The organism is Alsobacter sp., from assembly GCF_059501845.1.
In genome coordinates this window covers 100,905-125,925 of sequence record NZ_JCACDK010000014.1, presented here as the reverse complement: position 1 = coordinate 125,925, position 25,021 = coordinate 100,905, and the positions used below count along the sequence as shown (strand labels likewise).

The 25,021-nt window shown below is 67.6% G+C and carries 24 protein-coding genes and 1 tRNA gene; 11 read left to right on the top strand and 14 right to left on the bottom strand.

Annotated features, from left to right (window positions below):
* Positions 1-993 carry a KpsF/GutQ family sugar-phosphate isomerase gene (locus AC5JCN_RS11590; protein ID WP_495755216.1) on the bottom strand — a complete coding sequence of 331 codons (993 nt, stop codon included), beginning with the start codon at positions 991-993 and terminating at the stop codon, positions 1-3.
* 60 nt (positions 994-1,053) lie between these two features.
* Entirely contained in the window at positions 1,054-1,920 is an 867-nt protein-coding gene (gene galU / locus AC5JCN_RS11585) for a UTP--glucose-1-phosphate uridylyltransferase GalU (protein ID WP_495755215.1), read from the bottom strand.
* Between the two features lie 198 nt (positions 1,921-2,118).
* On the opposite strand from galU, the gene galE reads away from it, so the two are divergent.
* Positions 2,119-3,114: a UDP-glucose 4-epimerase GalE gene (galE, locus tag AC5JCN_RS11580; RefSeq protein WP_495755214.1), complete on the top strand. Its 996-nt coding sequence runs from the start codon at positions 2,119-2,121 to the stop codon at positions 3,112-3,114.
* Positions 3,115-3,180: 66 nt separating this feature from the next.
* Here the strand turns inward: galE and AC5JCN_RS11575 are convergent, their stop codons facing one another.
* Positions 3,181-3,657, bottom strand: coding sequence for an Hsp20 family protein (locus AC5JCN_RS11575; RefSeq protein WP_495755213.1), 477 nt, complete (start codon positions 3,655-3,657; stop codon positions 3,181-3,183).
* 245 nt (positions 3,658-3,902) lie between these two features.
* Between AC5JCN_RS11575 and AC5JCN_RS11570 the strand changes: the two genes are divergently transcribed.
* Entirely contained in the window at positions 3,903-4,199 is a 297-nt protein-coding gene (locus tag AC5JCN_RS11570; protein WP_495755212.1) for a hypothetical protein, read from the top strand.
* Positions 4,200-4,299: 100 nt separating this feature from the next.
* Positions 4,300-5,304 carry an alpha/beta fold hydrolase gene (locus AC5JCN_RS11565; RefSeq protein ID WP_495755211.1) on the top strand — a complete coding sequence of 335 codons (1,005 nt, stop codon included), beginning with the start codon at positions 4,300-4,302 and terminating at the stop codon, positions 5,302-5,304.
* A gap of 6 nt (positions 5,305-5,310) precedes the next feature.
* On the opposite strand, the gene hisN is transcribed toward AC5JCN_RS11565, so the two are convergent.
* Complete coding sequence (hisN, locus tag AC5JCN_RS11560; protein WP_495755210.1) at positions 5,311-6,093, bottom strand: histidinol-phosphatase; 783 nt, start codon at positions 6,091-6,093, stop codon at positions 5,311-5,313.
* Between the two features lie 381 nt (positions 6,094-6,474).
* Complete coding sequence (locus tag AC5JCN_RS11555; protein WP_495755209.1) at positions 6,475-7,362, bottom strand: N-formylglutamate amidohydrolase; 888 nt, start codon at positions 7,360-7,362, stop codon at positions 6,475-6,477.
* A gap of 133 nt (positions 7,363-7,495) precedes the next feature.
* Between AC5JCN_RS11555 and cpdR the strand changes: the two genes are divergently transcribed.
* Both cpdR and AC5JCN_RS11545 read left to right on the top strand, forming a co-directional pair.
* The gene (cpdR, locus tag AC5JCN_RS11550; RefSeq protein ID WP_495755208.1) at positions 7,496-7,879 is read left to right on the top strand and encodes a cell cycle two-component system response regulator CpdR; all 384 of its coding nucleotides are present in this window, start codon (positions 7,496-7,498) and stop codon (positions 7,877-7,879) included.
* Between the two features lie 148 nt (positions 7,880-8,027).
* Positions 8,028-8,102 (top strand) — tRNA-Val (locus AC5JCN_RS11545).
* 100 nt (positions 8,103-8,202) lie between these two features.
* Here the strand turns inward: AC5JCN_RS11545 and AC5JCN_RS11540 are convergent.
* The 4 genes from AC5JCN_RS11540 to AC5JCN_RS11525 form a co-directional block, all read right to left on the bottom strand.
* A complete protein-coding gene (locus tag AC5JCN_RS11540) occupies positions 8,203-9,486 on the bottom strand; it encodes an SGNH/GDSL hydrolase family protein (protein ID WP_495755207.1) in 1,284 nt (427 codons plus the stop codon).
* A 181-nt stretch (positions 9,487-9,667) separates the two neighbouring features.
* Positions 9,668-11,284 carry a GMC family oxidoreductase gene (locus AC5JCN_RS11535; RefSeq protein WP_495755206.1) on the bottom strand — a complete coding sequence of 539 codons (1,617 nt, stop codon included), beginning with the start codon at positions 11,282-11,284 and terminating at the stop codon, positions 9,668-9,670.
* 13 nt (positions 11,285-11,297) lie between these two features.
* Positions 11,298-11,723: a sugar dehydrogenase complex small subunit gene (locus AC5JCN_RS11530; RefSeq protein WP_495755205.1), complete on the bottom strand. Its 426-nt coding sequence runs from the start codon at positions 11,721-11,723 to the stop codon at positions 11,298-11,300.
* A gap of 158 nt (positions 11,724-11,881) precedes the next feature.
* The gene (locus tag AC5JCN_RS11525; protein WP_495755204.1) at positions 11,882-12,436 is read right to left on the bottom strand and encodes a DUF1349 domain-containing protein; all 555 of its coding nucleotides are present in this window, start codon (positions 12,434-12,436) and stop codon (positions 11,882-11,884) included.
* A gap of 81 nt (positions 12,437-12,517) precedes the next feature.
* Here AC5JCN_RS11525 and AC5JCN_RS11520 point away from each other — a divergent pair, with 81 nt between their 5' ends.
* Complete coding sequence (locus tag AC5JCN_RS11520) at positions 12,518-13,072, top strand: DUF4174 domain-containing protein (RefSeq protein WP_495755203.1); 555 nt, start codon at positions 12,518-12,520, stop codon at positions 13,070-13,072.
* Between the two features lie 35 nt (positions 13,073-13,107).
* Here AC5JCN_RS11520 and AC5JCN_RS11515 read toward each other — a convergent pair whose 3' ends face one another.
* Positions 13,108-14,001 (bottom strand): LysR family transcriptional regulator, encoded by an 894-nt coding sequence (locus AC5JCN_RS11515; protein WP_495755202.1) that lies wholly within the window; start codon positions 13,999-14,001, stop codon positions 13,108-13,110.
* Between the two features lie 108 nt (positions 14,002-14,109).
* Between AC5JCN_RS11515 and AC5JCN_RS11510 the strand changes: the two genes are divergently transcribed.
* The gene (locus AC5JCN_RS11510; RefSeq protein ID WP_495755201.1) at positions 14,110-14,727 is read left to right on the top strand and encodes a pyridoxamine 5'-phosphate oxidase family protein; all 618 of its coding nucleotides are present in this window, start codon (positions 14,110-14,112) and stop codon (positions 14,725-14,727) included.
* Positions 14,728-14,783: 56 nt separating this feature from the next.
* On the opposite strand, the gene AC5JCN_RS11505 is transcribed toward AC5JCN_RS11510, so the two are convergent.
* Positions 14,784-16,304, bottom strand: coding sequence for an alpha/beta hydrolase (locus AC5JCN_RS11505; protein WP_495755200.1), 1,521 nt, complete (start codon positions 16,302-16,304; stop codon positions 14,784-14,786).
* A 261-nt stretch (positions 16,305-16,565) separates the two neighbouring features.
* Between AC5JCN_RS11505 and AC5JCN_RS11500 the strand changes: the two genes are divergently transcribed.
* Entirely contained in the window at positions 16,566-17,777 is a 1,212-nt protein-coding gene (locus AC5JCN_RS11500; RefSeq protein WP_495755199.1) for an aminotransferase-like domain-containing protein, read from the top strand.
* 14 nt (positions 17,778-17,791) lie between these two features.
* On the opposite strand, the gene AC5JCN_RS11495 is transcribed toward AC5JCN_RS11500, so the two are convergent.
* Both AC5JCN_RS11495 and AC5JCN_RS11490 read right to left on the bottom strand, forming a co-directional pair.
* Positions 17,792-18,934 carry a DUF2652 domain-containing protein gene (locus AC5JCN_RS11495; protein ID WP_495755198.1) on the bottom strand — a complete coding sequence of 381 codons (1,143 nt, stop codon included), beginning with the start codon at positions 18,932-18,934 and terminating at the stop codon, positions 17,792-17,794.
* 129 nt (positions 18,935-19,063) lie between these two features.
* Entirely contained in the window at positions 19,064-19,789 is a 726-nt protein-coding gene (locus AC5JCN_RS11490; protein ID WP_495755197.1) for a haloacid dehalogenase type II, read from the bottom strand.
* A 184-nt stretch (positions 19,790-19,973) separates the two neighbouring features.
* Here AC5JCN_RS11490 and AC5JCN_RS11485 point away from each other — a divergent pair, with 184 nt between their 5' ends.
* The 3 genes from AC5JCN_RS11485 (at position 19,974) to AC5JCN_RS11475 (ending at position 23,370) form a co-directional block, all read left to right on the top strand.
* Complete coding sequence (locus tag AC5JCN_RS11485) at positions 19,974-20,528, top strand: Lrp/AsnC family transcriptional regulator (RefSeq protein WP_495755196.1); 555 nt, start codon at positions 19,974-19,976, stop codon at positions 20,526-20,528.
* A gap of 87 nt (positions 20,529-20,615) precedes the next feature.
* The gene (locus tag AC5JCN_RS11480; protein WP_495755195.1) at positions 20,616-22,178 is read left to right on the top strand and encodes a trimethylamine methyltransferase family protein; all 1,563 of its coding nucleotides are present in this window, start codon (positions 20,616-20,618) and stop codon (positions 22,176-22,178) included.
* Positions 22,179-22,314: 136 nt separating this feature from the next.
* Positions 22,315-23,370, top strand: a complete 1,056-nt coding sequence (locus tag AC5JCN_RS11475; protein ID WP_495755194.1) for an AI-2E family transporter — start codon at positions 22,315-22,317, stop codon at positions 23,368-23,370.
* 15 nt (positions 23,371-23,385) lie between these two features.
* Here AC5JCN_RS11475 and AC5JCN_RS11470 read toward each other — a convergent pair whose 3' ends face one another.
* Complete coding sequence (locus tag AC5JCN_RS11470; protein ID WP_495755193.1) at positions 23,386-24,945, bottom strand: FGGY-family carbohydrate kinase; 1,560 nt, start codon at positions 24,943-24,945, stop codon at positions 23,386-23,388.
* Positions 24,946-25,021 lie beyond the last annotated feature (76 nt).

Genomic DNA, 25,021 nt, shown 5'->3' with positions numbered 1-25,021 from the left:
TTACGCTGCGCCGATCCTCAGCAGGTCGAGCACGTGGACGAGGCCGACGGGCCTTCCGTCTTCCTCCACGACCAGCGCGCCGATCTTGCGGCTCTCGACGACTTCGAGTGCCTCGCCGACCAGCATGTCCGGCGTGATGGTGGTCGGTGAAACCGTCATCACGTCCTCGACGCGTCGCGACAGCAGCCCGCCATCCATGTGCCGGCGCAGGTCACCGTCCGTGACGATGCCGGCCAGCGTGCCGTCGTCTGCGGTGACGATCGCGCAGCCGAAGCCCTTGGCGCTCATGATGACGACAGCGTCCGACATGCTCGTGCCCAGCGACACCAGCGGCAGGCGCTCACCGACATGCATGACGGCCCGGACCTGCTTCAGCTGAGCACCGAGCTTGCCGCCGGGATGGTAGACCCGGAAATCGTGACGGCTGAAGCCGCGCTGCTCGAGCAGCGCCACGGCCAGCGCGTCGCCGAGCACCAGCTGCATTGTGGTGGACGTCGTGGGAGCGAGGCCGTTAGGGCAGGCCTCGGGCACCTTTGGCAGGATAAGGCAGATGTCCGCCTCGCGGCCCAGCGCGCTGTCCCGATTTGCCGTGATCGCGACGAGGCCGACGCGGAAGCGGCGGGTGTAGGCGACGATGTCGGAAAGTTCCGTCGTCTCGCCCGACCACGACAGCGCCAGCACCACGTCCGCGGGCTGGATCATCCCGAGGTCGCCATGGCTCGCCTCGGCCGGGTGCACGAACATCGAGGGCGTGCCGGTGGAGGCGAAGGTCGCGGCGATCTTGCGGCCGACATGGCCTGACTTGCCCATACCGGTGACGATCACGCGGCCCGCGGCCGACGCCATCATGGCAACGGCGGCATTGAACGCATCGCCGAGGCCGTTTCCGAGTTCGGCGAGCAGCGCGTCGATGCCGGCCCGCTCCGTTTCGAGAGTCCGGGCGGCCGACAGGTGCGGCGAATCGGTGTTGCGGGCGGCTGCGGTCTGGCTCATCCCGACCTCCTAACACGCGACGCGGCGGCGGTGAATTCCGCCGCTGCGCCGCGCGGGGGGTCAGCGGCCGATCAGCTTGTCGAGCTCGACGCGGAATGCAGCGCCGAGGTCCTCGCGGGCGAGGCCATAGGCGACGTTCGCCATCAGGAAGCCGATCTTCGATCCGGTGTCGTAGGTCTTGCCCTCGTAGCGCAGGCCGTGGAAGGGCTGCTGCGCCATCAGCTTGATCATGGCGTCGGTGAGCTGGATCTCGCCACCGGCGCCCTTCTCCTTGGCGGCCAGGATGGAGAAGACCTCCGGCTGCAGGATATAGCGGCCGGAGATGATGAGGTTGGAGGGCGCCGTGCCCTTCGGCGGCTTCTCGACCATGCCGGTGATCTCGAAGGTCTGGCCATGGTCCTCGCCGACGGCGACGATGCCGTACTGGTGCGTTTCGCTGTCGGGCACTTCCTCGACTGCAATAAGGTTGCCGCCGTGGCGGTCATAGGCCTGCAGCATCTGGGCCATGCAGCCCTTGCTCAGCATGTCCGGCAGCAGCACGGCGAAGGGCTCGTCGCCGACGATTTCGCGCGCGCACCACACGGCGTGGCCGAGCCCCAGCGGCGCCTGCTGGCGGGTGAAGCTCGTTGCACCGGCGGCGGGAAGGTCGCGCTTGAGCGCCTCGAGTTCCCGGGTCTTGCCCCGCTCCTCCAGCGTCCGCTCCAGCTCGTAGCCGATGTCGAAATGGTCCTCGATGACGGCTTTGCCGCGGCCGGTGACGAAGATGAAGTGCTCGATACCCGCCTCGCGCGCCTCGTCCACGACGTGCTGGATGACCGGGCGGTCGACGACGGTCAGCATCTCCTTCGGCACGGCCTTGGTGGCCGGGAGGAAGCGGGTGCCGAGCCCGGCGACGGGCAAGACGGCCTTGCGGATCGGTTTCTTCATGGCGTCGTTGGGTTCCTGCAGGGTAAGGGAGGGGAAACGACCGGAGGGGCCGATGGTTTGGACTGGACAGCGGTTTGTCTAGAGCAGAACGCCCGCGCGACGAATTTGAGGCAGGCGGGACTTTAGCCATTTTCGCGTTGAAGAAACTTTACGGCCGCCGGCGCACGGTGCTGGCGGCAACGGCAACGGGAGACATACATGGCGGTGCTGGTAACGGGCGGAGCGGGCTATATCGGCGCCCACATGGTTCTGGAGCTGTCCGACCGGGGTGACCGTGTCGTCGTGCTCGACAACCTGTCGACCGGTTTTGCCTCGGCAGTCCCGACGACCGTGCCGCTCGTCGTGGGTGACATGGGCGACCAGGAGCTCGTGGCTTCCGTCATCCGCGAGCACAAGATCGACGCCATCGCCCATTTTGCCGCCCGGATCGTCGTGCCGGATTCCTTGGCCGACCCGCTCGGTTATTACCTCAACAACACGGTGAAGTCCCGCGCGCTGATCGAGACCGCCGTGTCGTGCGGCGTCCCGCACTTCATCTTCTCGTCGACGGCTGCGGTCTATGGCGAGCCGGAGAAGGTGCCGGTTTCCGAGGATTCGCCGACCAACCCGGTCTCGCCATACGGCCGCTCCAAGCTGATGACCGAGTGGATGCTGAAGGACGCATCGTTCGCCCACGGCATCAAGTACGTCGTGCTGCGCTACTTCAACGTGGCAGGCGCCGATCCCGCCGGGCGGGCGGGTCAGTCCACGCCGCAGGCGACGCATCTCATCAAGGTCGCCTGCCAGGCGGCGATCGGCCTGCGCCCCTACATGGAGGTCTACGGCACGGACTTCCCGACGCCGGACGGCACCTGCCTGCGGGACTACATTCACGTCACCGACCTCGCCAACGCCCACCTCCACGCCGTCGACCACCTGCGCGGCGGCGGCGACAACCTCACGCTCAACTGCGGCTATGGCGAGGGATACTCGGTGAAGGACGTCGTCGAGACCGTGAAAAAGGTCTCGGGCGTCGACTTCGAGGTGCGCATGGCAGGGCGTAGGGCCGGCGATCCTTCGGCTATCGTCGCGACAGGCGAACGCGTGCGCACGGAACTCGGCTGGGAGCCGAAGCATGCCGATCTCGAGGAGATCGTGACCCACGCGCTCGACTGGGAGAAGCACCTGCAGACCCCCAACGCGAAGCGCGGCTGACGGCAAGGGCTGAAACGAAAAGGGCGCCCGTCAGGGCGCCCTCGGAGAGTGCGGCTTCGATGCCGGTTACGCGGCCTGCTGGGTCGCCTGGCCCTCGATCACCTGCGCCTGCGGAGCCGAGGCGGAGGAAATCGGGATGAGGCGGGGCTTCTTGGCCTCGGGGATCTCGCGTACGAGATCGATGTGGAGCAGGCCATGCTCCAGGGTCGCGCCCGTCACATGCACGTGGTCGGCAAGCTGGAAGCGACGCTCGAAGCTGCGGCCGGCGATGCCCTGGTAGAGCACCTCGCCCTTGGCCTCGCTCGCGGGCTTCTTGTCACCGCGGACGGAGAGCTGGTTCTCCTTCACCTCGATGGCGATGTCCTTGTCGGTGAAGCCGGCGACCGCGACCGAGACGCGGTAGGCGTTCTCGCCGGTGCGCTCGATGTTGTAGGGCGGGTAGCCGTTGGCACCGTCCGGGCCTGCGACCTGGTCGAGCATCGAGAACAGGCGGTCAAAGCCGACGGTGGAACGATAGAGGGGAGAAAGATCGAACTGACGCATGACATATCCTCCTTCAGAAGCGACATGCATGGCCCGCCGCGAAGGGCCGGGCCCGTGAAACGCACCCGTCTGGCGTGCGCTGATCGACATGTGGGAGGCGGTTCCGGAGGGTTCAAGACCCCCGGCTCACACCCCGGTGCGAGTCCTCCGGGGCGCCTGAACGGCTGGTGAACGCAGCGCACCGGACCTGTTCAGCAAGGGCGTGACAATGTTCCCGCACGTTCGCCAAACCCGGATCCGCCGCGATGACCGCGCCCGCCGCAGTGCTCCTTCTCTCCCTCTCGCTCATGCTCACCTGCAGCGCCGTCGCCGCCATGGCCGGCGGCCCTCGCCAGCTGGAGGCGGCAGGCGTCGAGGACGTTCTGGGAAAGCAGGGCTTTCGGGAGATCCGCGTGCTCTCGCGCCGGGGCGACCTGTGGCTCGCCGATGCACAGGCTCCCCGCGGGCGAAAGATGCGCGCGGTCGTCGACGCCACCACGGGTGAGATTGCCGGCCTCAGGCCGCTCGACGGCGGTCCGCCGGATCTCCCCGACACACGCTGAGGGCTAGGCTCTGCGGGGTGCCTTCCGTGAATGCGGCTGACACAATGTTGGGATAGGTTCGCTGATCGATCCGACATCGTCCGCCGTCGCGGGGTCTTCCTTGACGCTTGCCGAACTGCCCGATTTCACGGTTCCCGACAGCCCGGCCGTCGCACTGTTGCCGAGCGCCGGCGGCTTGCGCGTCCGCGTGGCGAGATGGCCGGCCCGGGATCCGGGGGGCCCGGGGACGGTGTGCGTGATGGGCGGGCGCGCCGAGTTCATCGAGAAGTACTTCGAGGTCGTCCGGGAGCTGCTCGACCGCGGTTTCGGCGTGGTCGCGTTCGACTGGCGGGGGCAGGGGGGATCGGACCGCCTGCTTGCCAACCCTCGCAAGGGGCATGTCGACGCCTTCGAGGATTTTCACGCCGACCTCTTCGCAGTGCGCGACGAGGTGCTGTCGGGCATGCCGGGACCCTGCTTTGCGCTCGCCCACTCCATGGGCGGTGCCATCCTCCTCGGGGCGCTGGCTCGCCGACCCGACCTGTTCTCGCGAGCGGTCATCACCGCGCCGATGCTGCAGATCGCGCAGGTTCGCAGGCCGCGCGGGGCACGGTTCCTCGCCGCAAGCCTCGATACGCTGGGCTTCGGAGGCTCCTTCATCCCCGGCGGCGGCGAGACGCCGGTCATGACGAAGCCCTTTGCCGGGAATCCACTCAGCCGGGATGCATACCGGTACGAGCGCACCGGCCGTCTGATCGCGGTGAAGCCGGAACTCGGGCTCGGAGATCCCACCATCGGCTGGGTGCATGCCGCGTTCCGCGCCATAGCGCCCATGGCTGACCCCAACTACCCGCTGGCCCTGCAGACGCCCATGCTGATCGTGGCCGGCGCGCGGGACCGCGTCACGGTCACCCCGGCCGCGGAGCGCTTCGCGGCGCGCCTGCGCGGTGGCCGCGCCCTGGTGCTGCGGCAATCCGAGCACGAGGTGCTGATGGAGACGGACGAAGTTCGCCAGCAGTTCTGGGCGGCCTTCGACGCCTTCGTGCCTGGCAGCGAGGGCGAGGCGCTGAAGGGGACAGCCGCCACGCTTGAGCCGGCGCTGGAGCAGATGGGCTCCGCGGCCTGACCGCCGTCAGCGGTTCAGGAGGTTCAGCACCTGCTCGTGCAGCCGCTTGTCTCCCGAGGCAACGATCGAGCCACCCTTGGCAGGTGATTCGCCGGACCACGTGGTCACGATGCCGCCGGCTCCCTCGATGATCGGTACCAGCGCGACGATGTCGTAGGGCTTCAGATTGGTCTCGACCACCACGTCGATGTGGCCGGCGGCAACCATGCAATAGGCGTAGCAGTCATACCCGTAGCGGGCCAGGCGGACGGCGCTGTCCACCCTGGCATAGGCCTCCGCCTGAGCGTCCTTGAACATGGCGGGTGTCGTGGTCGACAGGATCGCTTCCGAAAGGGCGTTGCAGCGTCGCGTGCGCAGAGGCCTTTCTCCGGAAACGCCCTTCCAGGTGGCGACCCCGCCGTCGCCCGAGAAGCGCTCGCGGGTGAAGGGCTGGTGCATCAGCCCGTAGCAGGGCTCGCCATTGCGGGTCAGGCCGATCAGCGTGCCCCACAGTGGCAGGCCGGAGATGAAGGCCTTGGTGCCGTCGATCGGGTCGAGCACCCAGACGAACTCGGCGTCTTCCCTCTCGTTGCCGTATTCCTCGCCGATGATTCCGTGCGACGGGAAGGTGCGCCGGATCAGCTGCCGCATCACCGTCTCGCCGGCCCTGTCCGCCTCCGTCACCGGGTCGAACGGGCCGCCGCGCGACTTGTCCGACGCCGCGATGGAGGTGCGGAAGAACGGAAGAATGGCGGTGCCCGACTGGGTGGCCAGGTCGTCCACGAAAGCGGCAAAATCGACGGCCGTCACGTCCTGTCCTTCCCGTGTCTGGACCCGTTCCGTTCCATAGAGTGCGGACAGGCGATTGGCAACGAAGCTGCGCGAGCAGCGTGTACGATCATGCTCAGGATAGCACTGTTCGCATGTGCGGCATGCAATCCGCGAAGACCGGCACCGGGCAAACAACAAATAAGCCCTTGTTCTTGCTCGGTAAACCTGTCCCGGCGCTTGTCATGGTCTCGGGTGCAAAATCTTTTGTCCGCGGAAAGATCTTGCAAATTGTGCAGTGCAATGACATTTTGGTGCGGTGCAGAAAGCGCTTGGCGTTTTCCGCATATGCCCTCCTTGGGCGTTTCCTCCCTAGACTTGGGCCGCCGGCGAAAGCCTGGCGGCCTCTTTCTTTTTACGGGGTTACTCCGCCGCCAGCCGGCCGCCCAGCCAGCCGTCGTGGACGGCGCTCGCGAGGTCCCGGGCCATCTCCACCATGTCTGCGGCGACGCGCTCGAAGTCGGCCGTTCGCTGGAAGCGCCGCTCGTCCATGTAGAGCGCCCGGTTCACCTCGATCTGCAGCGCGTGGCAGTCGGCCGCCGGGTTTCCGTAGTGCTCGGTGATGAAGCCGCCGGCGTAGGGCTTGTTGCGCGTGACCGCATACCCCCGGGCGCGCAGCGAGCGATCCATGGCGTCCGCCAGGAAGGCACTCGCGCTGGTGCCGTAGCGGTCGCCGATGACGATGTCGGCGCGGGGCTGGTCCTCGCGGGGCGGGGAGGAGGGCATGGAGTGGCAGTCGACGAGGACGGCCAGCCCGAAGCGCCTGTGCGTGCGTTGAAGGGTGCGTTGCAGGGCCCGGTGATAAGGCTTGTACAGCGTCTCGATCCGCGTCAGCGCGTCCTCGACGGTGAGGCGGCGCGCGTAGATCTCCTGCGAATCTCCGACGACGCGGGCGATCGTTCCGAGCCCTCCTGCAACCCGCATGGAGCGGGTGTTTGCGAAGGGCGGCAGGCGCCCGTCGAACATGCGGGGGTCGAGCTCGTAGGGCTCGCGGTTGACATCGAGGAAAGCGCGGGGGAAATGAGCCCTCATCAGTGGGGCGCCGAGATGGGTGACGCCGGCGAACAGCTCGTCGACGAAGCAATCCTCCGAGCGCCGCAGGCTGACGGCATCGAGCCGCGACGAATCAAGGAAGGCGCGGGGATAGATCCGCCCGGAGTGGGGCGAGTTGAATACGAGCGGCGTCGTCGCGTCCGGCGGCTCGATGACCTCGAAGGGAGGGTCGAACTCATCGGCGATCGAGCGGCTCATCGCGTCTCCTGGCTGCGGCTCGGTCCGAGTGTGCCCGTCTCGGGCGGCGCTGTCCATTATCGCCGCCGTTAACGCTTTCACCCGATGTTTACCGCATCTGTGTCTTAAATGAGAAAGACGACCGGAGACGACCATGGTTCCTGAGACCGCGCCCTCACCGCGCATCCTCCTCGCCGAAGACGACAACGATATGCGGCGTTTTCTCGTCAAGGCGCTGGAGAACGCAGGCTACCATGTCGCGCACTACGACAATGGCCTGTCAGCTTACAACCGGCTGCAGGAGGAGCCTTTCGAACTCCTCCTCACCGACATCGTGATGCCGGAGATGGACGGCATCGAGCTGGCGCGCCGCGCCACGGAGCTCGATCCCGACATCAAGGTGATGTTCATCACGGGCTTCGCCGCAGTCGCGCTCAACCCCGACTCGCAGGCGCCCAAGGATGCGAAGGTGCTCTCCAAGCCCTTCCACCTGCGCGACCTCGTCAACGAGGTCGCCAAGCTGCTGAACGCGGCCTGACGAAGAACGCCGGCATCGGTGCGCGCGGGTCTCCTTGGGAGCCCGCGTGAACGCGGTTTTAGGCCCGCCGCCGGCCCTTGCCTTCCCTGCGGCGAGCCGATATACCCCCTGCACCCGCGGGCCGGTCCGCCGGCCCCCGTCTTGGAACGGGCGCGTAGCTCAGCGGGAGAGCACTACGTTGACATCGTAGGGGTCACAGGTTCGATCCCTGTCGCGCCCACCATCTTCCCAAGCAAAGATCAGCATCCCGGCTCTGCCGGCCGCCTTCGCTCGCGATGCATGGTTGTAACCGGCGCAGCCTTGTGACCGCGCCGGTTGGTTCGCTATTGCTGGCTCACTCCGAGCAGCTTCAGGTCGATCGACTCGGCCATGGCCTTGTAGCCGGCATCGTTCGGATGCAGGTGGTCACCCTTGTCGTACTGCGCCTGGATGTGCTTCGGATTGGCGGGGTCGCGGGTGAGCGCGTCGAAGTCGATCACGCCGTCGAACTCGCCGCTGGTGCGGATGAAGTCGTTGATCGCGGCGCGCTTGGCTTCCTTGTCCTCGCTGTAATAGCCGTACAGCGGCGTGCCGTGGAACGTGTCCTCGAACGGCGTCAGCGTTGCGCCGATGATGCGCAGGCCCTTGTCATGGGCGCGGGCGATGATCTGCTTGTAGCCGGCGATCACGTCCGCGGCCGACGGGGCTGGCTCGCCCTTCGGAACGAGGATCGTGTCGGGCCAGCCGACATCGTTGATACCCATCATGAGGACGACCGTGTCGGCCCGGGGCTGGCTCAGCACGTCGCGGTCGAAACGGGCCAGGGCATTGTCGCCCATGCGGTCGCGCAGGATGCGCGCGCCGGAAATCCCCTGGTTGACGATCGCGACGTTGGCGCCCGCCTTGACCAGCCGTTCGGCCAGGATGTCGGGCCAGCGATGGTTCGCGTCGAGCGTCGAGCCGTCACCGTCCGTGATGCTGTCGCCGAACATCACGATGGCGCGGGAATCCGGCGCCGCGTCCACCATGATTTCGCTCAGGAACACGCGCGAGGTCGCCGTGGTCTTCGGCTCGATCTGGCTCATGGCCGCCACGTCGCCGTCGGCGAAATAGGCGGTCTGGCGGGCGTCGTTGTGCCAGGTGGTCGCTGGTGCCACGCCGGGCACGTAGAGGCTCACCGCCAGGCTCGAGAGCGGCGCCACGTCGATGTCGACGGGATCACTCACCGCCGGAGCGCCGGGCGGGAGCGTGACGGACGTCTGTCCCGAGAAGGTGAGCGTCCGGTCGCTTCCGGTCGTCGAGGATCCCGGACCAGCCAGCGCGACATGCGCGGCGCCGATCGTCAGGGGCTGATTGCCGTATTCGTTTGAGAGGACCACCCGCATACGGTGTCCGCCGACGCTGACCCGCGCGATCTGGCGGACCGTCTGGTTGACCAGGGTGCGGGGAATGCCGACCGGTGCAAAGAAGTCGGGCTCCCAGACCGGCTGCGGCGACGCCGCCCATGTGACGATCCAGTCATTGGCGGCCTTGTCCGCTGCAGCGGCTCCGGAAAGGCATGCGCCCACCACGGCCGAGCCGAGCAGCGCTGCCCGGACGAACCGCCCCACGGCGTCGTATCGCATCATCGTTTCCTCCTCGATGTGTCGGTTTTGCTCATTGGCCGTCGACTTTCGCGACGGTGATGGCCACCTGTCAGGGGCGCGATAGAACAGCGCCGAGCACCCCCAAGAGACGACCTCAGCGATAACGGAGCGATGACAGGATCGTTGCAGCGGAGCGTGGCGGGATCAGGGCCCGCTGGAAACCTCAGACCTTCAAGGCGTTGGAGATGGTCGCCACGGCTCGCAAGCTGAGGGCCGCGATCGTCAGGGTCGGGTTGGCTGTCGCGGAGGTCGGGAACACGGCCGAGCCGAGCACGAACAGATTGCGGTGTTCATGGCTGCGCAGGTCGCGGTCGACCACGGAGCTTCCGGGGTCGTCCCCCATGCGTGCCGTCCCGATGATGTGGCCGGCCCCCTGAGCCTGCGGGCTGTGCTGAACCTGTGTCGCCTTCATTCGTCTGAAAATCTCGTCATGGGCGGCCACGGAGGCTGTGAAGCCCGCTTTCGTGTACGCGTCGATGCGATAGGCGATGCGTGGCAGGGGAACCCCATAGACGTCCCGCTCGGACGGATCGAGCGTCACCCGGTTCTCCGGGTCGGGTGGCTGTTCGACGAGGGACGCGAGGCGGATGTGCCGCGAACACTGGTCGCGCAGGGCTTCGTCCAGGGCCCTGCCGCGCAGGCCCTGCTTCGCCAGGTCCGATGCCGTCGTGATCGGCGCGCCCGTGGGCCAGGACCAGCCGTCATTGCCGATCTCGATCCGAAACGCGCCACGCTCCTTGCGAAAGGGTCCGTCGCGCAGGTTCTCGATCCCCGAGGTGGAGAGCGGACCGCGATAGGGATAGACTTGTGTCCCGGACAGCGCCCAGGACAATTGGGTGGGATGATCCATGAGGTTGCGGCCGACCTGGTCCGAGCCGTTCGCGACCCCGTTAGGCGCGGCTTCGCTGCGTGAGGCTAGAAGAAGACGCGGCCCTTCGATGGCGTGCGCCGCGACCACGAACACCTTGCCCGTCGCGCGGCCCTCGCTGTTGTCCCACCGGCGAAACCGGATGGCGGAGACCTGACGGTCCGGGCCGAGTTCGACAGAGATGGCGGTCGTGCGCTCGAACAGTTTGGCCCCGGCCGCGACGGCCCAGTCGACGTGCACCGTGGCGTCGTACTTGGCCTGCACCGGACAGACCGGGATGCAACTCGCATTGCCGCAGCACGCCATGCGGTCGTCGCGCCATGTGGAATTTCGTCCCTGCGGCGTCGCGCGCACCTCGTACTCCGTGCCCGAAAGCGCGGTGGCATAGGTCTTGTCCAGGAAGGTCTGGGGGATTGGCGGCATCGGGTAGCCCGACTTGCGGGGCGATCCCAGCCCTTCGCCACTGTCGCCCGACACGCCGATTTCCGCCTCTGCCGCCGCATAGAACGGCTCGATGTCGTCGTAGGAGATCGGCCAGTCGACGCCCTGCCCGTAGAGGCTCTTCAGGCGGAAGTCGGACGGTACGAGCCGGAGGCAGGTGCCCAGCCAGTGCCACGTCGTGCCCCCGACCACCTTGATGTAGGAGCTGGCGAACTTGTCCGGGCCGGTCTGCCGGTACCAGAAATCCAGGTTGTCGGACACCGGATGCATGGCCTGCGGCACGGGCGGATAGGGGCATTCCGGCACCTTGGCGAGCGCCTTCCAGTACCGGCTTACCGCGTCCGTGCGGTCGGGCCGGGCACCGGCTTCAAGGATTGCGACACGCACGCCCGCCGCCGCCAGCTTCGCGGCGACCAGCGCGCCAGCAATGCCGGATCCCACGATGACGACGTCGGCCTCGATATCCGCCATGACGCGCTCCCGCTCACCCGGCCGGGGGCTGCGACCAGTAGCCGGTCTCGCCGCCGCAATTGGCAAAGGGCTTGGTGAAGGTCAGGGCGTTCCAGACCAGGGCATCGTTGAACGTGGCGACCACGTCCTCCCGGCCGTTGCTCACCACGCCCGAATACCAGGCCGCCACCACCGCGTCGGCGAGATCCGGATCGAAAGAAGGATCAGCGGCAAGGCGCTCCAGCGCACTGCCGTGGCCCGCTGCCGTGAACCCGGCCAGCAAGGCCGCTGCGGCCCCCCTGTCGAGATCGGCGACCGCCGTTCCGGTCAGGCGGGAGGACAGGTCCACGAAGCTGTCGATGGTCGTCTCGGCCGCGGCGAGGGCCGTCGGACCCACGCCGGCAGCCAGTGCGGCAGCCACGCTGGCCAGGATGAAGCTTCTGCGGCTCAGATTGAGCATGATGGGATCCTCTCAACCGAGTAAACCCGAGCCACTGTTGCCCTGCAATCATTGTGTCTCACGGCCACCAGCCGCGCTGGGCTTGATGGCGTCACCGGCGACATGCGTCACCCCGTCGCCCTCACGCGTCTCTGCAGATCCGCCGGTGTTCAGAGCACTCAATGCAGATCGCGCGAAGGCGGCCCGATCTCGAGTTGCTCGAAGCGTACCCGCAGCCCGTCGCGTTCGGGCGTGCAGCACATTGGCCCCACCATGACCTCTTCGGGGAGAGGGAGGCGGCAGAGGCGCGCAAGTCGCAGCGGCCCGCCGCCGACGGCAAAGCGGATCTGCAGGACGTCGGCATAGCGGGCCACCTGCACGGTGAGCGTGGCGAGCGCTTCGCGCGGCAGAGGCTGAACCGACCAGTCCGAGAAAGCGTTGGTGGCGACGACGCTGAAATGAGGCTCGCCATCGGTGTATTCGAGGCCCGTCTTCATCCAGCACTCGGGACCCGTGCGCACCATCAGGCCCGCCTGGTCGTAGAGCGTGCCATAGTCCGCCCCGAAGGTGAGGCGGGCCGTGAAGTCTCCCGTCACGCGGGTGAAGCGGAAGTGGCCATTGTCTCGCCGGAAGCCATAATGCGTGCGCTGCCAGAAATCAGTCCGGTCTCCTGTGACGACGTTGAGGATGCCGTTCTCCTCGCTCCACTCCGGTGGTGGATTCAGCCATTCCATCGCGTTCTCCCGGGGGTCGCTTTTGCCATTCGCCATCAGAATCGCCGGTGCATGCGCCTTTGTCACCGGACGAGTGGGTTCGTGAGGCGGAATGTTGGGCTGACCAGGTGTGACCCGGGCAGCCCTGAGGATGAGCTGCGGACGGGGCACACCCCCGGCGGATCGCCCAACTCCGCATTCCGCATCGCCGTCGTCCTGCTGGCGAGCGCCGTGACGATCGCGACCACCATCCCGCTTGCCGCCGGAGCCACGAGAGCCATGACTGCTTCCCCCTTCGACGGCTCCCGCCGTATCGTCGTGATACTCGCCGGATCGGCCGGCGAGGAACTCGTTCGCCAACAGCGCGGGGAGATGCTGAAGCACGGCGCCGGTCTGGACGAGCGCGACATGGTGGTGTTTGCCGTCCTGCCGGACGGCAGTGTCGAGGGCGTCCATGGGACCGCGCCCACGCCCGCCGAGGTGCAGGCCTTCCGCAGCCGCACACCGCTCAACGGTGCCCAGGCTGGCGGCTTTGCAGTCCTCCTCATCGGCAAGGATGGCGGCGTGAAGTTCCGCGCGACAAGGCCGGTCGCCGCGGAGGAGTTGTTCGCCCTGATCGACACCATGCCGATGCGCCGTCAGGAGATGAAGCGCTGACGGCCCGACACTCGCCCTAGCCGTGCTCGGCGCAACTATCCCATCGCAATGGACCGGAGATGCTCCCCGGCCGCCTCGATAAACGCCCGCACGTTGGGCGAGCCCCGGCGATTGGCCGCAAAGACGATGCTGACGGGAATGGGCGGAGGCTCGGTCTCCCTGAGAATCCGGACGAGCCGTCCCTCGGCGATCCGGGCCTGGACCTGGTAGGACAGGACGCGTGTGATCCCGAGGCCGGAGGCCGCGGCCTCTATGGCCGTTTCCACGTCGTTCACGAGGAGACGCGGTTCGACGCGGACGGCGCCATGCCCGCCTTCCCCGAACCGCCACTCGCCCTGCGCGGTGAAACTGTCGAAGGCGATGAGGTCATGCCCCGAGAGGTCGGCCACGGCCGCGGGCGTGCCGCTTTGGTCGAGATAGGCCGGGCTGGCCACCAGCACGCGCCGGACCTCCGCCACCTTCGTCTGGGTGAGGGCGCTGTCGGCGAGATCGCCGATGCGCAGGGCGGCGTCGATCCCTTCCTCGGCCAGAGCGACGATCCGGTCGGCCAGCTGGAGGTGCACAGATAGCTGGCCGTGTTCTCGCAGCAGCCGCTGGACGACGGGCAGCATATGCAGCCTCCCGAAGACCACTGGCGCCGCGATCACCAGCCGGCCGCGCGGCTCCGCACCTTCGCCGCGGAGGGTCCTTGCGGCGGCATCGAGCTGTTCGAGGGCCGACTGGCACGCGTCGAGATAGGCCTCGCCCTCCCTGGTCAGGCTCACCGAGCGCGTGGTTCGCAGGAGCAGAGCGGTGCCTAGCTCGGCCTCGAGCAGGGCGACCGCGCGGCTGGCCGCCGTCGCGGACAGGCGGAGCTGGCGTGCTGCGGCGGAGAAACTGCGCAGGCGAGCCACTGCGGCGAAGGTTCGGAGAGCCAGGAGCCGATCCATGCATTATCCCGTGAGAAGAAATTATCTCCTGCAAAACTGCCAGATTATCGTGCGGACAGAAAGGGTGCACATTCCTCCGCAGAGAAACCCCAACCCCGGAGCCGCGTCATGTCAGTCCATCCCTCGAGCGACGTCGCCTTCACCCCGCGGGTCAAGGCGATCCAGCAGGAGCGAGGCTCACGCTCCGCCTATGCCCGCATGGAAGCGCGTGGCGGATTCAGGACTCAGATCACGCCGGATCTCGTGGCCTTCCTGGGCGAGGTCGACACGGCTTTTCTGGCCACCGCAAATGCGCAGGGCCAGCCCTATGCACAGCACCGGGGCGGCCCGCCGGGGTTCATCCGCGTGGTCGACGAGCACACGATCGGCTTTGCCGACTTCTCGGGCAATCGCCAGTACGTAACCACGGGCAATCTCGCCGACAACGACCGGGCGTTCCTGTTCCTGATCGATTACGCGCATCGCCGCCGGGTGAAGATCTGGGGAACGGCCAGGGTCGTCCAGGATCCCGAACTGATTGCGCGCCTGATGCCGGTGGATTACGAGGCCCGACCCGAACAGGCCGTCCTGTTCACGGTGGACGCCTGGGACATCAACTGTCCCCAGCACATCCCGCGGAAGGTCGACGCCACGCTGGCCGCTACCGCACTCGCGCGGCTCGAGGCCGAGCGTGACCGCCTGGCCGAAGAAAACGCAACGTTGCGGTCAAGGCTGGGCGAGGCGTGACGTCCCGGCAGGCTCCTTCCGGTGCAAGAGACGAGGCATCCGCCGGGGCAGCCGCTTCACCCCGCCAGAAGCGGGAACGTGACCGCTATCGACCAGGCGAACGCCACCGCATTGGCAATCCCGCCGACGAAGGGGTGGCCCGTCCTCCTGTAGGCCCAGGTGCTGAACAGTCCAAAGACGAGAAAAAACAGGATGATCACGGGCACGATGATGAGCAGGAAGAACAGCCTTCCGAAGTCGAGGCCCAAGGCAATTCCCAGGGACGCTATGAAGGCGAGCTTCGACACCGCGAAGGCCCACCGCGCGGCCCCTTGGCCTCTGGTGAGCCACTCGTCGCTCAGGAAGTAGAGCAAAGTGCCCGCCAGCATGGCGAGAACGAGAGCCAGCCGGGGACCACCCGGCACGAACGAGGTCATGTAGGTGTCGATGGGCCAGACGAACGCGGCCAGGAAGTAGGCGACCATCGCCGCTGCGCCCGCCAGCAGCTTGCCGTTGGCGAGGGCGCGCCAGCCTGGCCGCGGGGCTCCCACCCAGGCCAGGCATGCGAAGGCGATCAGGCCATAGGCCGCGAAGTGGACCGCCAGGTAGTCGCCGACCAGCACCGGCAGGAAATGTGTCGGCACGACTCTGAGCAGTAGCGGCGTGGCCAACGCGGGCAGCAGCATGGGCAGCCAGATGCGGCGCCAGGGCAGGCCAGCGCCCGCCGGCCTCCGCGTTGCGACAGGGAGCAGGCGCGACAGCGGGTAGGCAAGGATCACGACCCCTGCAAGGAGGAGCAGGATCGAGGGACCGGGGCTCTCGATGGCTGACAAACCATGTCCGGTCCGGCCGAACGCTGCGTCGAGCCACTCCACCGCCTCGCGCAGGCTGGTCGTGCTGTAGAGCACGCTGACATGCTCGGTTCCCGGACTGATCGCGACACGGCGGGCCGTACCTGCAGCCATGTCGCCATAGGTGATGCCGGGTTCTGCGGGAGCTGGTGCAGACGTCAGGCCGGCAACCCGCAGCGCCTCCCGCTTGAGGCCGCCCTCCCATTCGCCGACGATGACGAGCAGGTTCCTGGGCGAGGTCGCGTTGACGGCGGGCGAGAACATCGACACCGCCACGGTGGCAGCGACATCAGGCGCGCTCTGGGCGAAGCGGATGATGATGTCGGTGGCCATGGAGTGGCCGAGGACCGCGAGGCGTCCGTCGCCCAGTCCGCGCGCCTTTGCGGCGACGCGGCCCGTCTCGTCGACCAGGGTTCGCGTCGCGCCGTCCGCCTGGGTGATGTTTCCGGTCAGCGGCTTGGGGTTGCGGCCGTGGCCCGCGAAGTCGAAGGTCACGGCCACATAGCCGTTCCTGGCCAGCGCAACCGCAAAGGGGCGCATCAACTGCTGCGAGCCGGCGAAGCCGTGGGCGACGACCACCACCGGCCCTGGCGGAGCCGACGGCAGGCGGAACACCGTCATCGGGGTGCCGTCCGCATCTGTCGTCTCGACGGCGAGGCCGCTGATCCATTCGCGGAGGTTCGCCACGGCGAAGCCGATCGCGATCGCCGCCACGACCGCGATCGCCCAGCGCACCAATTTCACCATCGACCCGCTCGTGTTCATATCTTGTCGACCTGTCCGTCAGGACGGCCGCGATCGGCCTGCGGGGGAAGCTGCCGGAGATCCGGCGAGTGCGCCAGAGCCCGAACCGGGTCCGCATTCCGGTGCAACGCGGAAGACCCCCCGATCGACCGTGCTGCCGACCGGCCGAACCGGCGCAACAGGCGGACTCGCGCCTGACCGCGATAGGGCTCATGAATAGGCTGGCGGTGACGCATACGATTTTGGCCTGGGGAGATTCGTACGATGGCACGACCCGCCTTCGCTTCGTGGCTCGACGACACCAACGACGTCACGCAGACCTTCCTGTCGGCGGGACAGATCCCGGACCTGATCAACATGGCCGGCGGCCTCCCTGAGCCATCCACGTGGCCGGTCGAGGACCTCGCCCATCTCGCGGCGGACGTCATCCGCAGGGATCCCCACGCCGCGCTCGCCTACAGCCCGATCGAGGGACTCCCCGCCTTGCGGGACGCGATCGCCCGGCGCTTCAGCACCAACGGGCTCGTTCTCACGCGCGAGAACGTGCTGGTGACGACGGGCGGCATGCAGGCCCTGGACCTTCTCGGCAAGGCCCTGCTGGAAGAGGGCGGCGTCATCGCGGCACAGTCGCCGGCGTATCTGGGAGCGCTGGATGCCTGGCGTCCGCGCCGCCCGACCTACCGGCCGATGCGGTTCGGCAGCAACGACCTGGACCTCGGTGCCGCGTTCGCGGGCGCGCAGTTCGCCTACACCGTCCCCAACTTCTCCAACCCGACGGGGCGGCTGGTCGGCCTGGCGGAGCGGCGCGCCCTTATCGATGCCGCCGAGACCTCCGGAACCTGGCTCGTCGAGGACGATCCCTACGGGACGCTCTACTTCGACACGGCGCCGTTGCCGCGGATGCTGGAGTTGTCCGGCGCGGGGCACAGCGGGCCTTATGACGGCCCCGTGGTCTATCTCGGCACCTTGTCGAAGGAACTCGCGCCCGGCTTCCGGCTCGGCTGGGTCATCGCCGCGCCGGAGATGATCCGCGCCCTGACGACGGCCAAGCAGGGCTCGGACATGTGCACGAGCGGCCTGTGCCAGATGATGCTGGTGCGGGCGTTCGAGGAGGGACTGACGGACAGGGTGCTGCCGCAGATCCTCTCGGTCTATCGCGAGCGGCGGGATGCACTGCTGGACGCCATGCAGCAGCACCTTTCGAACCTTCTCGAGTGGGATGTTCCGTCCGGCGGCATGTTCGTCTGGGCAACAGCGCGGGACGAGCGTCTCGACACCGACCGCCTGCTGCGGCAGGCGCTGTCGCACGGTGTCTGCATCACCCCCAGCAGCGTATTCGACCCGGCCGGAACGGATCGCCGCTCCATCCGGATCAACTTCACGCTCAACCCCGCCGATCGCCTGCATGAGGGCACCCGGCGACTGGCAAAGGCGATCAGGTCGACGCTCGGGGACGGCGCATCACCCGGGCACTGAGTTCCCGCCCGCCGTCAGCCCTCAGCGGGCGGCCCCTCGCTGCGCACGCGGGCAGCCGGGATCGGCGGCTCGTCTGAGGCCGCATCGGCCGCACTCTCGATCATGCCCTTCAGCACCGCGACCTCGCGCGTGATCGTCTGCGTGAAATGCGCCGCCGCGTGGTCGACGAAGTCGCGGTCCTTGGGCTTTGGTTTCGCGACCCGGATTTCCACTCGTGTTCCGCCGCCGTCGAGGTCACTGAAGGCATAGGACATGGGGATTTTCGGAGCCTGTGGGGCAGGCAGGAGGGTCGTGAACGTCGCGGACTCGAACGGCCGCCACTCGACGACCTCTTCGATGATCGCGCGCTCGCCGTGCATGCAGTGGTTCGTCGTGCCCGCTCCCCTTCGCCCGGCCGTGACAGTTTCGCGGACCTCGTCCGCCGCCCGCCACGTGGGGCGAAGGCCTGGCATGAGGAAATGGTCCCACACAACGTTGCGCGGTGCAGCAAAGTCAAACGCGAGGATGTAGGCCGAGGCCTCGCGCGACACCTCCTGGCTGCGCCTGCCGTTTTCGGCTGTCCAGGCCAGTTCGAGATCGCGCACCCAGCACGTCATGGGTCCGATGATGTCGATGTCCTCGCTGTCCTCGATCAGCCCCTGCGACCCCGGGTTGATACCCATCGCATCGATGCAGGCCTGCGAGTACAGCGCGTAGGGATGGCCGCCCACGAGGGCCGAGGCGCCGTTCTTCAGCAACCGGTGGACGACGATGACGTCACGGCCTGCGAGCTCCTCGCGACCGCCCATCCTGTGCCTGACCAGCTCGCCGCAATGGCAGACGAACTTCAGATCCAGATCCTGCATGCGGCGGCAGGCCTCGCAGGTGCAGGTGGTCGCCTGCCGCACCGTGCGCAGGCGGCGCCGGAAGGCGAAGTAGGCGGCCTCAACGACGTCCTGCAACTGCGAGCCGTCAATCCTGTCCAGCGGCGCGTGGACGAAGACCGCGTCACCCTCGAACTTGGCGATCTTGAATGGCGGCCGGACTGCCTTCACGACAGTGGCCATCAGGTCGGAGATGATGTCCTGGGCGTGGTCCAGTTCGACGGCCGCCAGAAATCCCGTGTAGCCGGAAATGTCGCCGATCAGGAGGCAGGCAGGCTCGGGCTTGGCCAGCATCGGGATCGTCTCCGCAAGACTGAAGCTTAACATGCTTCACGCCCTGCGGGGGTGTCCTGTGCGGCCCCCTACGAAATAAGCGCCTGGACAGCTTGTCAGTCGCGCCAGCGAGGCACCCGCCACGCCTGCTCAGCCGCGGGCGAGGTCCTCCTGGTGAGCCTTCACAAGGTCGGCCATGCTGTCGAAGCGGAAGTCGAAGGTCGGCATGGTGCCGGGGTTCATCGTCGCGCCGAAGCCCTCCTGTGCGTAGCGGCGGAAGATCCAGCAATTGGCGAGGCCATGCTCGTTTGCGGGCCTGTGGTCGTGGAACAGGCTCTCGGCCGTGTGCAGGATCTTCTCCCGCGAAACGCCCAGCCCGCCGATCTTCTCCAGCATGTATTCGAAGTTGCGGGGGCTCGGCTTGTAGGAGCCAATGTCCTCGGCAGTGTAGATGGCGTCGAACTCGACCTGCAGCTTCTTGTTGCTGTGGCTGAAGGACTCGTTGTCGACGTTGGAGAGGATGACGAGCTTGTAGTATTTCTTCAGGTATTGCAGCGCGCCGGCGGAGTCGGCGAAGGCCGGCCAGTCGCCGATCGAGCGGCCATAGGCTGCGCACTCCTCGTGCGAGGCCGCAACGCCCCACTCTTCGGCCAGGCGCTTGTAGACCACCGCGAGCAGGTCCTGGTAGCGCTTGGCGGGCGTGTAGAGCTGCTGGCTCGACTCGTGACGAGCATGGGCCTGCAGGATCTCGTCGCGCGACAGCGGGCGACCGACCCGGCCCGTCAGAGGCTTCAGCGCCTCCACCATTCCCGACTCCCAGTCGATGAGAGTGCCGTAGCAATCGAAGGTGAGGGTGTTGAAGTCGGTCAGGCGCATGGTCGTCTCCTCCGGAAGGCGCCGGTTCTCCGGCTGTCCCTCCCTGCCGGGCAGTGTGCCTGTTGCCGACAGAATCGGATGCCGAAGCACGCTGACGCTTCGCGCACTTGCAGCCGAGTTTGCGCCGCGCTACGGCATCCCATGCTGCGTTCGCAGCACGTCATGCTGCAGGGGTTGGAAGGCCATGGCGGGGTTGCCGAGGCTGGACCGGATCGATCTCAACATCCTGGTCCATCTCAGCCAGGACGGGTCGCTCACCAACCTGCAGCTTTCCGAGAGAGTGGGCCTGTCCCCCAGTCCCTGCCTGCAGCGGGTCAAGCGGCTGGAACAGGCGGGATATATCGCGGGATACAATGCCCGCATCGACCTTGCCCGCTTGATGGACGCCGTGACGGTGTTCACCGAGGTGACTCTGGTGGATCACCGGCTGGACGATTTCGTGAAATTCGAATCCAGCATCCGTGATGTCCAGGAGATCACAGAGTGCCACCTAATCAGCGGCGGCTACGACTACCTGCTCCGCTTCATGACGCGCAGCATCGCGCACTACCAAGCCTGCACCGAAGGGCTGCTGGCCCGCAACATCGGGATCGCGAAGTACTTCAGCTACATCGTGATCAAGACGCCGATCGCGAAGCCGGGGCCGCCCCTGGCTGTTCTCCTCCGCGATCAGCTTGCTTCGGGCGCCGCCGGGCCCACGCGCAAGGCGCTCGCGGGGAGAAGCCGGGGAGGGGAGTGACGAGGCAGGCAAGCAAAGGGCGTTTTTCGACCCGCTGCCTCGCGTGCCGGCGCTAAGGTGACGCGTACGCCGTCGGGAGGGTCGGACATGAGCGCGGAAGAGCACGTCAGGGAGCCGGCCGGGCGCAGGCGCGAGCGGGGCGGCCGCGCGGCCCAGCGTGAGGCCCGCAGCCAGCACGCGAGCGCGATCGGGCGCCCGTACATCGTTCGCAACATCCCGCCCTACGACATCCTGTCCGAGGAAAACCTGATCAGGATCGAGACGGCAGCGGACCGGATCCTGGCGGAAACCGGCATCGAGTTCCGCGATGACCCTATCGCGATCGAGCACTGGCGGCGGGCCGGTGCGGCGGTCGACGGCCTGAGGGTCCGCTTCGAGCCCGGCATGCTGCGCGAGATCCTGGAGACGGCTCCCGCCGAGTTCACCCAGCACGCCCGCAACCCGGCGAGGTCCGTCCAGATCGGCGGCGGCAGCGTCGTGTTCTCGCCCGCCTACGGCTCGCCCTTCGTCATGGACCTCGACAGGGGACGTCGCTACGGCACGATCGACGACTTCCAGAACTTCATCAAGCTCGCCCAGTCCTCGCCCTGGCTGCACCATTCCGGCGGGACGATCTGCGAACCCGTCGACCTGCCGGTGAACAAGCGGCACCTCGACATGGTCTACAGCCACATCCGCTATTCCGACCGCGGGTTCATGGGCTCGGTCACGGCCGAAAGCCGGGCAGAGGATTCCATCGCCATGGCGCGCATCGTCTTCGGCGACGAGTTCACCGACCGCAACTGCGTCATCCTCGGCAACGTCAACGTCAACTCGCCCCTCGTCTGGGACGGCACGATGACGAAGGCCTTGCGGGCCTATGCCCGCGCCAACCAGGCGGGCGTGGTCGTGCCGTTCATCCTGGGCGGCGCCATGGGGCCGGTGACGAATGCCGGGGCGATCGCCCAGTCCCTGGCCGAGACCATGGCCGGCTGCGCCCTGACACAGCTGGAGAGACCGGGCGCACCGGTCATCTTCGGCAACTTCCTCTCGTCGATGTCGCTGCGCTCGGGCTCGCCGACCTTCGGGACGCCGGAGCCGGCCATCGGGTCCATGGTGGTCGGCCAGCTCGCCCGCCGGCTGAAGTTGCCGCTGCGCTGCTCCGGCAACTTCACGACGTCCAAGCTGCCCGACGCCCACGCCATGACCGAGGGGACGATGTCCATGCTGGCCGCCGTGCAGTGCGGGGCAAACTTCATCCTGCATTCCGCTGGTTTTCTCGATGGCCTGCTCTCGATGTCCTACGAGAAGTTCGTCCTCGACACGGATCTCTGTGGCGCGCTGCACACCTATCTCGACGGGGTGAAGATCGACGACAACCAGCTCGCCGTGGACGCCTTCGCCGAGGTCGGGCCGGGCAATCACTTCTTCGGCTGCAGCCACACCATGGCCAACTACCAGACGGCCTTCTGGGACAGCGAGACGGCTGACAACGAACCCTTCGAGAAGTGGGAGGCCGCGGGCTCGGAAGACGCGGCGAAGCGGGCCAACCGCCTCTGGAAGAAGCGCCTCGCGAGCTACCAGCCGCCCCCGCTGGACGAGGCCATCGACGAGGCGCTGCAGGACTTCATCGCCCGCAGGAAGGGCGAGGCGCCGGACGCCTGGTACTGACTGCGCTTTCGTGGCGGACAGGCGCAGCGGACAGGTTTCCAGCTTCGACTGCGCGCTTTACAACCATGGCTTGTGCTGCCTCGATTTCCCGGGCTGACCGGGCCGGGGATCGCGTCGCGTTTCCCCGGGAGAGCCGATGCCGCCCGCCTCATCGCCAGACCTGGTCGTCCGCACTGCCGTCTGCGTGGTCGCTGCCATCCTGAGTTTCGCTGCGGTATCGGTCGCCAGCAGCGTCTTCGCCCCGGTGGCACTGGCCCTCTTCATCCTCGCGCTCGCCTGGCCGCTGCAGCGGGGCCTGCAGGCGGTGATGCCCAGGATGCTGGCACTCGCGGTCAGCATGGTTGTGCTGATCGTCGTCGCCATCGCCTTCGGCTCTCTCATCGCCTGGGGTTTCGGCCGGGTCGGGCGCTGGCTAATCAGCGATGCCGGGCGGATGCAGGCGATCTACGACCAGGTTGTGGGCTGGCTGGAAGGCCACGGCATCGCGGTCGCCGGGGTGTGGTCCGAGCACTTCAACGTCGGGTGGATGCTGCGGACGCTCCAGGGCGTTACCGGGCGGGTCAACGCGACCATGAGCTTCTGGCTGGTCGTGCTCGTCTATGTCTTGCTGGGTCTCATGGAAGTCGAGGACTTCGCCCGCAAGGTGAAGACGCTGCGCAGCCGGGAGTTCGGTCGCGTCCTCTATGACGGAACGGTGCTGACCGCGGCCAAGATCCGCCGCTACATGCTGGTGCGCACCCAGATGAGCGTTCTGACCGGCCTGCTGGTCTGGCTGTTCGCGTGGGCCGCGGGGCTGCAGTTCGCGGCCGAATGGGGCGTGATCGCCTTCGCGCTCAACTACATCCCGTTCCTCGGCCCGCTGATCGCGACCGTGTTCCCCACGCTCTTCGCCATCGCGCAGTTCGACACGTGGCAGGCGGCCCTGGCGGTCTTCCTTTGCCTGAACGCCATACAGTTCGTCGTGGGCAGCTACATCGAGCCCCGCGTGTCCGGCAACGCCCTGGCCATCGCACCGACCGTCGTGCTGTTCGCGGTGTTCTTCTGGACCTACCTCTGGGGAGTCTTCGGCGCCTTTATCGGCGTGCCCGTGACGATCGCGCTCCTCACCTTTTGCGCGCAGCACGACTCCAGCCGATGGATTTCCGACCTGCTGGGCATGCCGGAGAAGGACGGCGAGACCGTCGGTGCCTGAGGAAAGCCTGCCAGCTCAGGGCGAGAGGCTCGCGAGCCGGTGCATGGCCGACCGGAGCGTCGGATCTCCGGCAAGCTCCCGATACGTGCCGTAAAGCGCGTCATAGGCCCGGCGGTGCGTTGCGTCGGGGCTATAGGTGCGGAAGGTGCGTGCGCCGAAGCGGCGTGCGCCCTCCGAGTAGTCCGCGGCCACACCCGAGGCGACCGCTGCGTGGATGGCGCCGCCGACGGCCGTGAGCTGCTCTTCCTGCGGCACGGTCACCTCGCGGCCGAGCACGTCGGCCATCATCTGCACCAGGAAGGGATTGGCGAGGGAAAGGCCGCTCGTCAGCACCACGCGATCCACGGGCGCGCCGCCGGCGAGCAGGTGGTCGGCGATGGACCGGGCACCGAAGCACAGCGCCTCCATCAGCGCCCGGTACATCTGGGCTGCCGTAGTCGACCCCGTCATCCCGGCGAACAGCCCGGTCAGCAGCGCATCGCCATGCGGGACGCGGTTGCCGTTCAACCAGTCGAGGGCGACCACGCGCCCCTCGCCGGGCCGGAGCCGGGCTGCGGCGTCGTTATAGGCCGCGAGGCTCGCGGCCAGCGTCTCGCCACGCGGAAAGGTGCGGGCAAACCAGGCGAGGATGTCGCCGAAGCCTGCCTGTCCGGCCTCGTAGCACCAGTAGCCGGGGATGACCCCGTCGCGCGCCACGCCCTCAATCCCTGCCGGGAGGGACCGCTCCGTGTCGTCCAGCAGCAGGAACACCGCCGATGTCCCGAGCGCGCCCAGAAGGGTGCCGGGCTCCACGGCGCCCGCACCGGGCATCACCATGTGCGAGTCGATGACGGGAACGGCCACCACGGCCTCACCGCCTATCCCCATTTCCTCCCGCCACGCCTCGGTGAGGCGCCCGGCGGCGCTGCCGACGCGGATGGGTTCGAGCATCTTGGCATCGAGGCCCGCAACGACTCCGGCGGGGTAACCGACGCCCGGACGGTAGCAGGCCTTGTAGGCGGCCAGCGCGCCGCTGCGCGCCTCCCGGCCGGTCAGCTGCCAGACCAGCCAGTCGGCCGCCTCGATGAAGCGAGCCGCCTCGCGCCAGAGGTCCGGCGCCTCCTCTTCCAGTTCGGCCGCGCGGGCGAGAAGGCTGTTGGCCGACAGCCTGCCACCGACATTGGCGAGGAAGTCGCCCCCGCGTTCCGTGATGCGGTCGGCCCATGGCTGTGCCGCCCCGTGTTTCCACAGCTTCACATAGGCGTGCGGCTCGCCGCGGTGGAGCCGCGACAGGGGCGTCCCGTCGGCCAGCACGGGCAGCGGCGAGGAGGCCGTGAAGCCGATGCCGATGCCGCGCACCGTCCGGCCTCGCCCGAGAGCGCCGAGGATCGCACGCGCCGCCTCGAGATAGTCGTCTGCGTCCTGGAGCGCCCAGAAGGCGGGAAGGGCAGGGCCGCCTGGCAGCGCATCGGCCATCACGCCATGACGGTAGGCGTGGGTTGCCGTGTTCTCGACCGCGCCCGTGCGGACGTTCACGAGCACGCCGCGCGCCGATTCCGTGCCGTAGTCGAGGCCGATCAGGACGTCGTCGGTCACGGGAAGCTCCTGTGCGGGCTGGGCGGCGAGGCGCCGCCGCGGCTGTTTAGCATGGCCATCCGCATGCTGCCGCCGA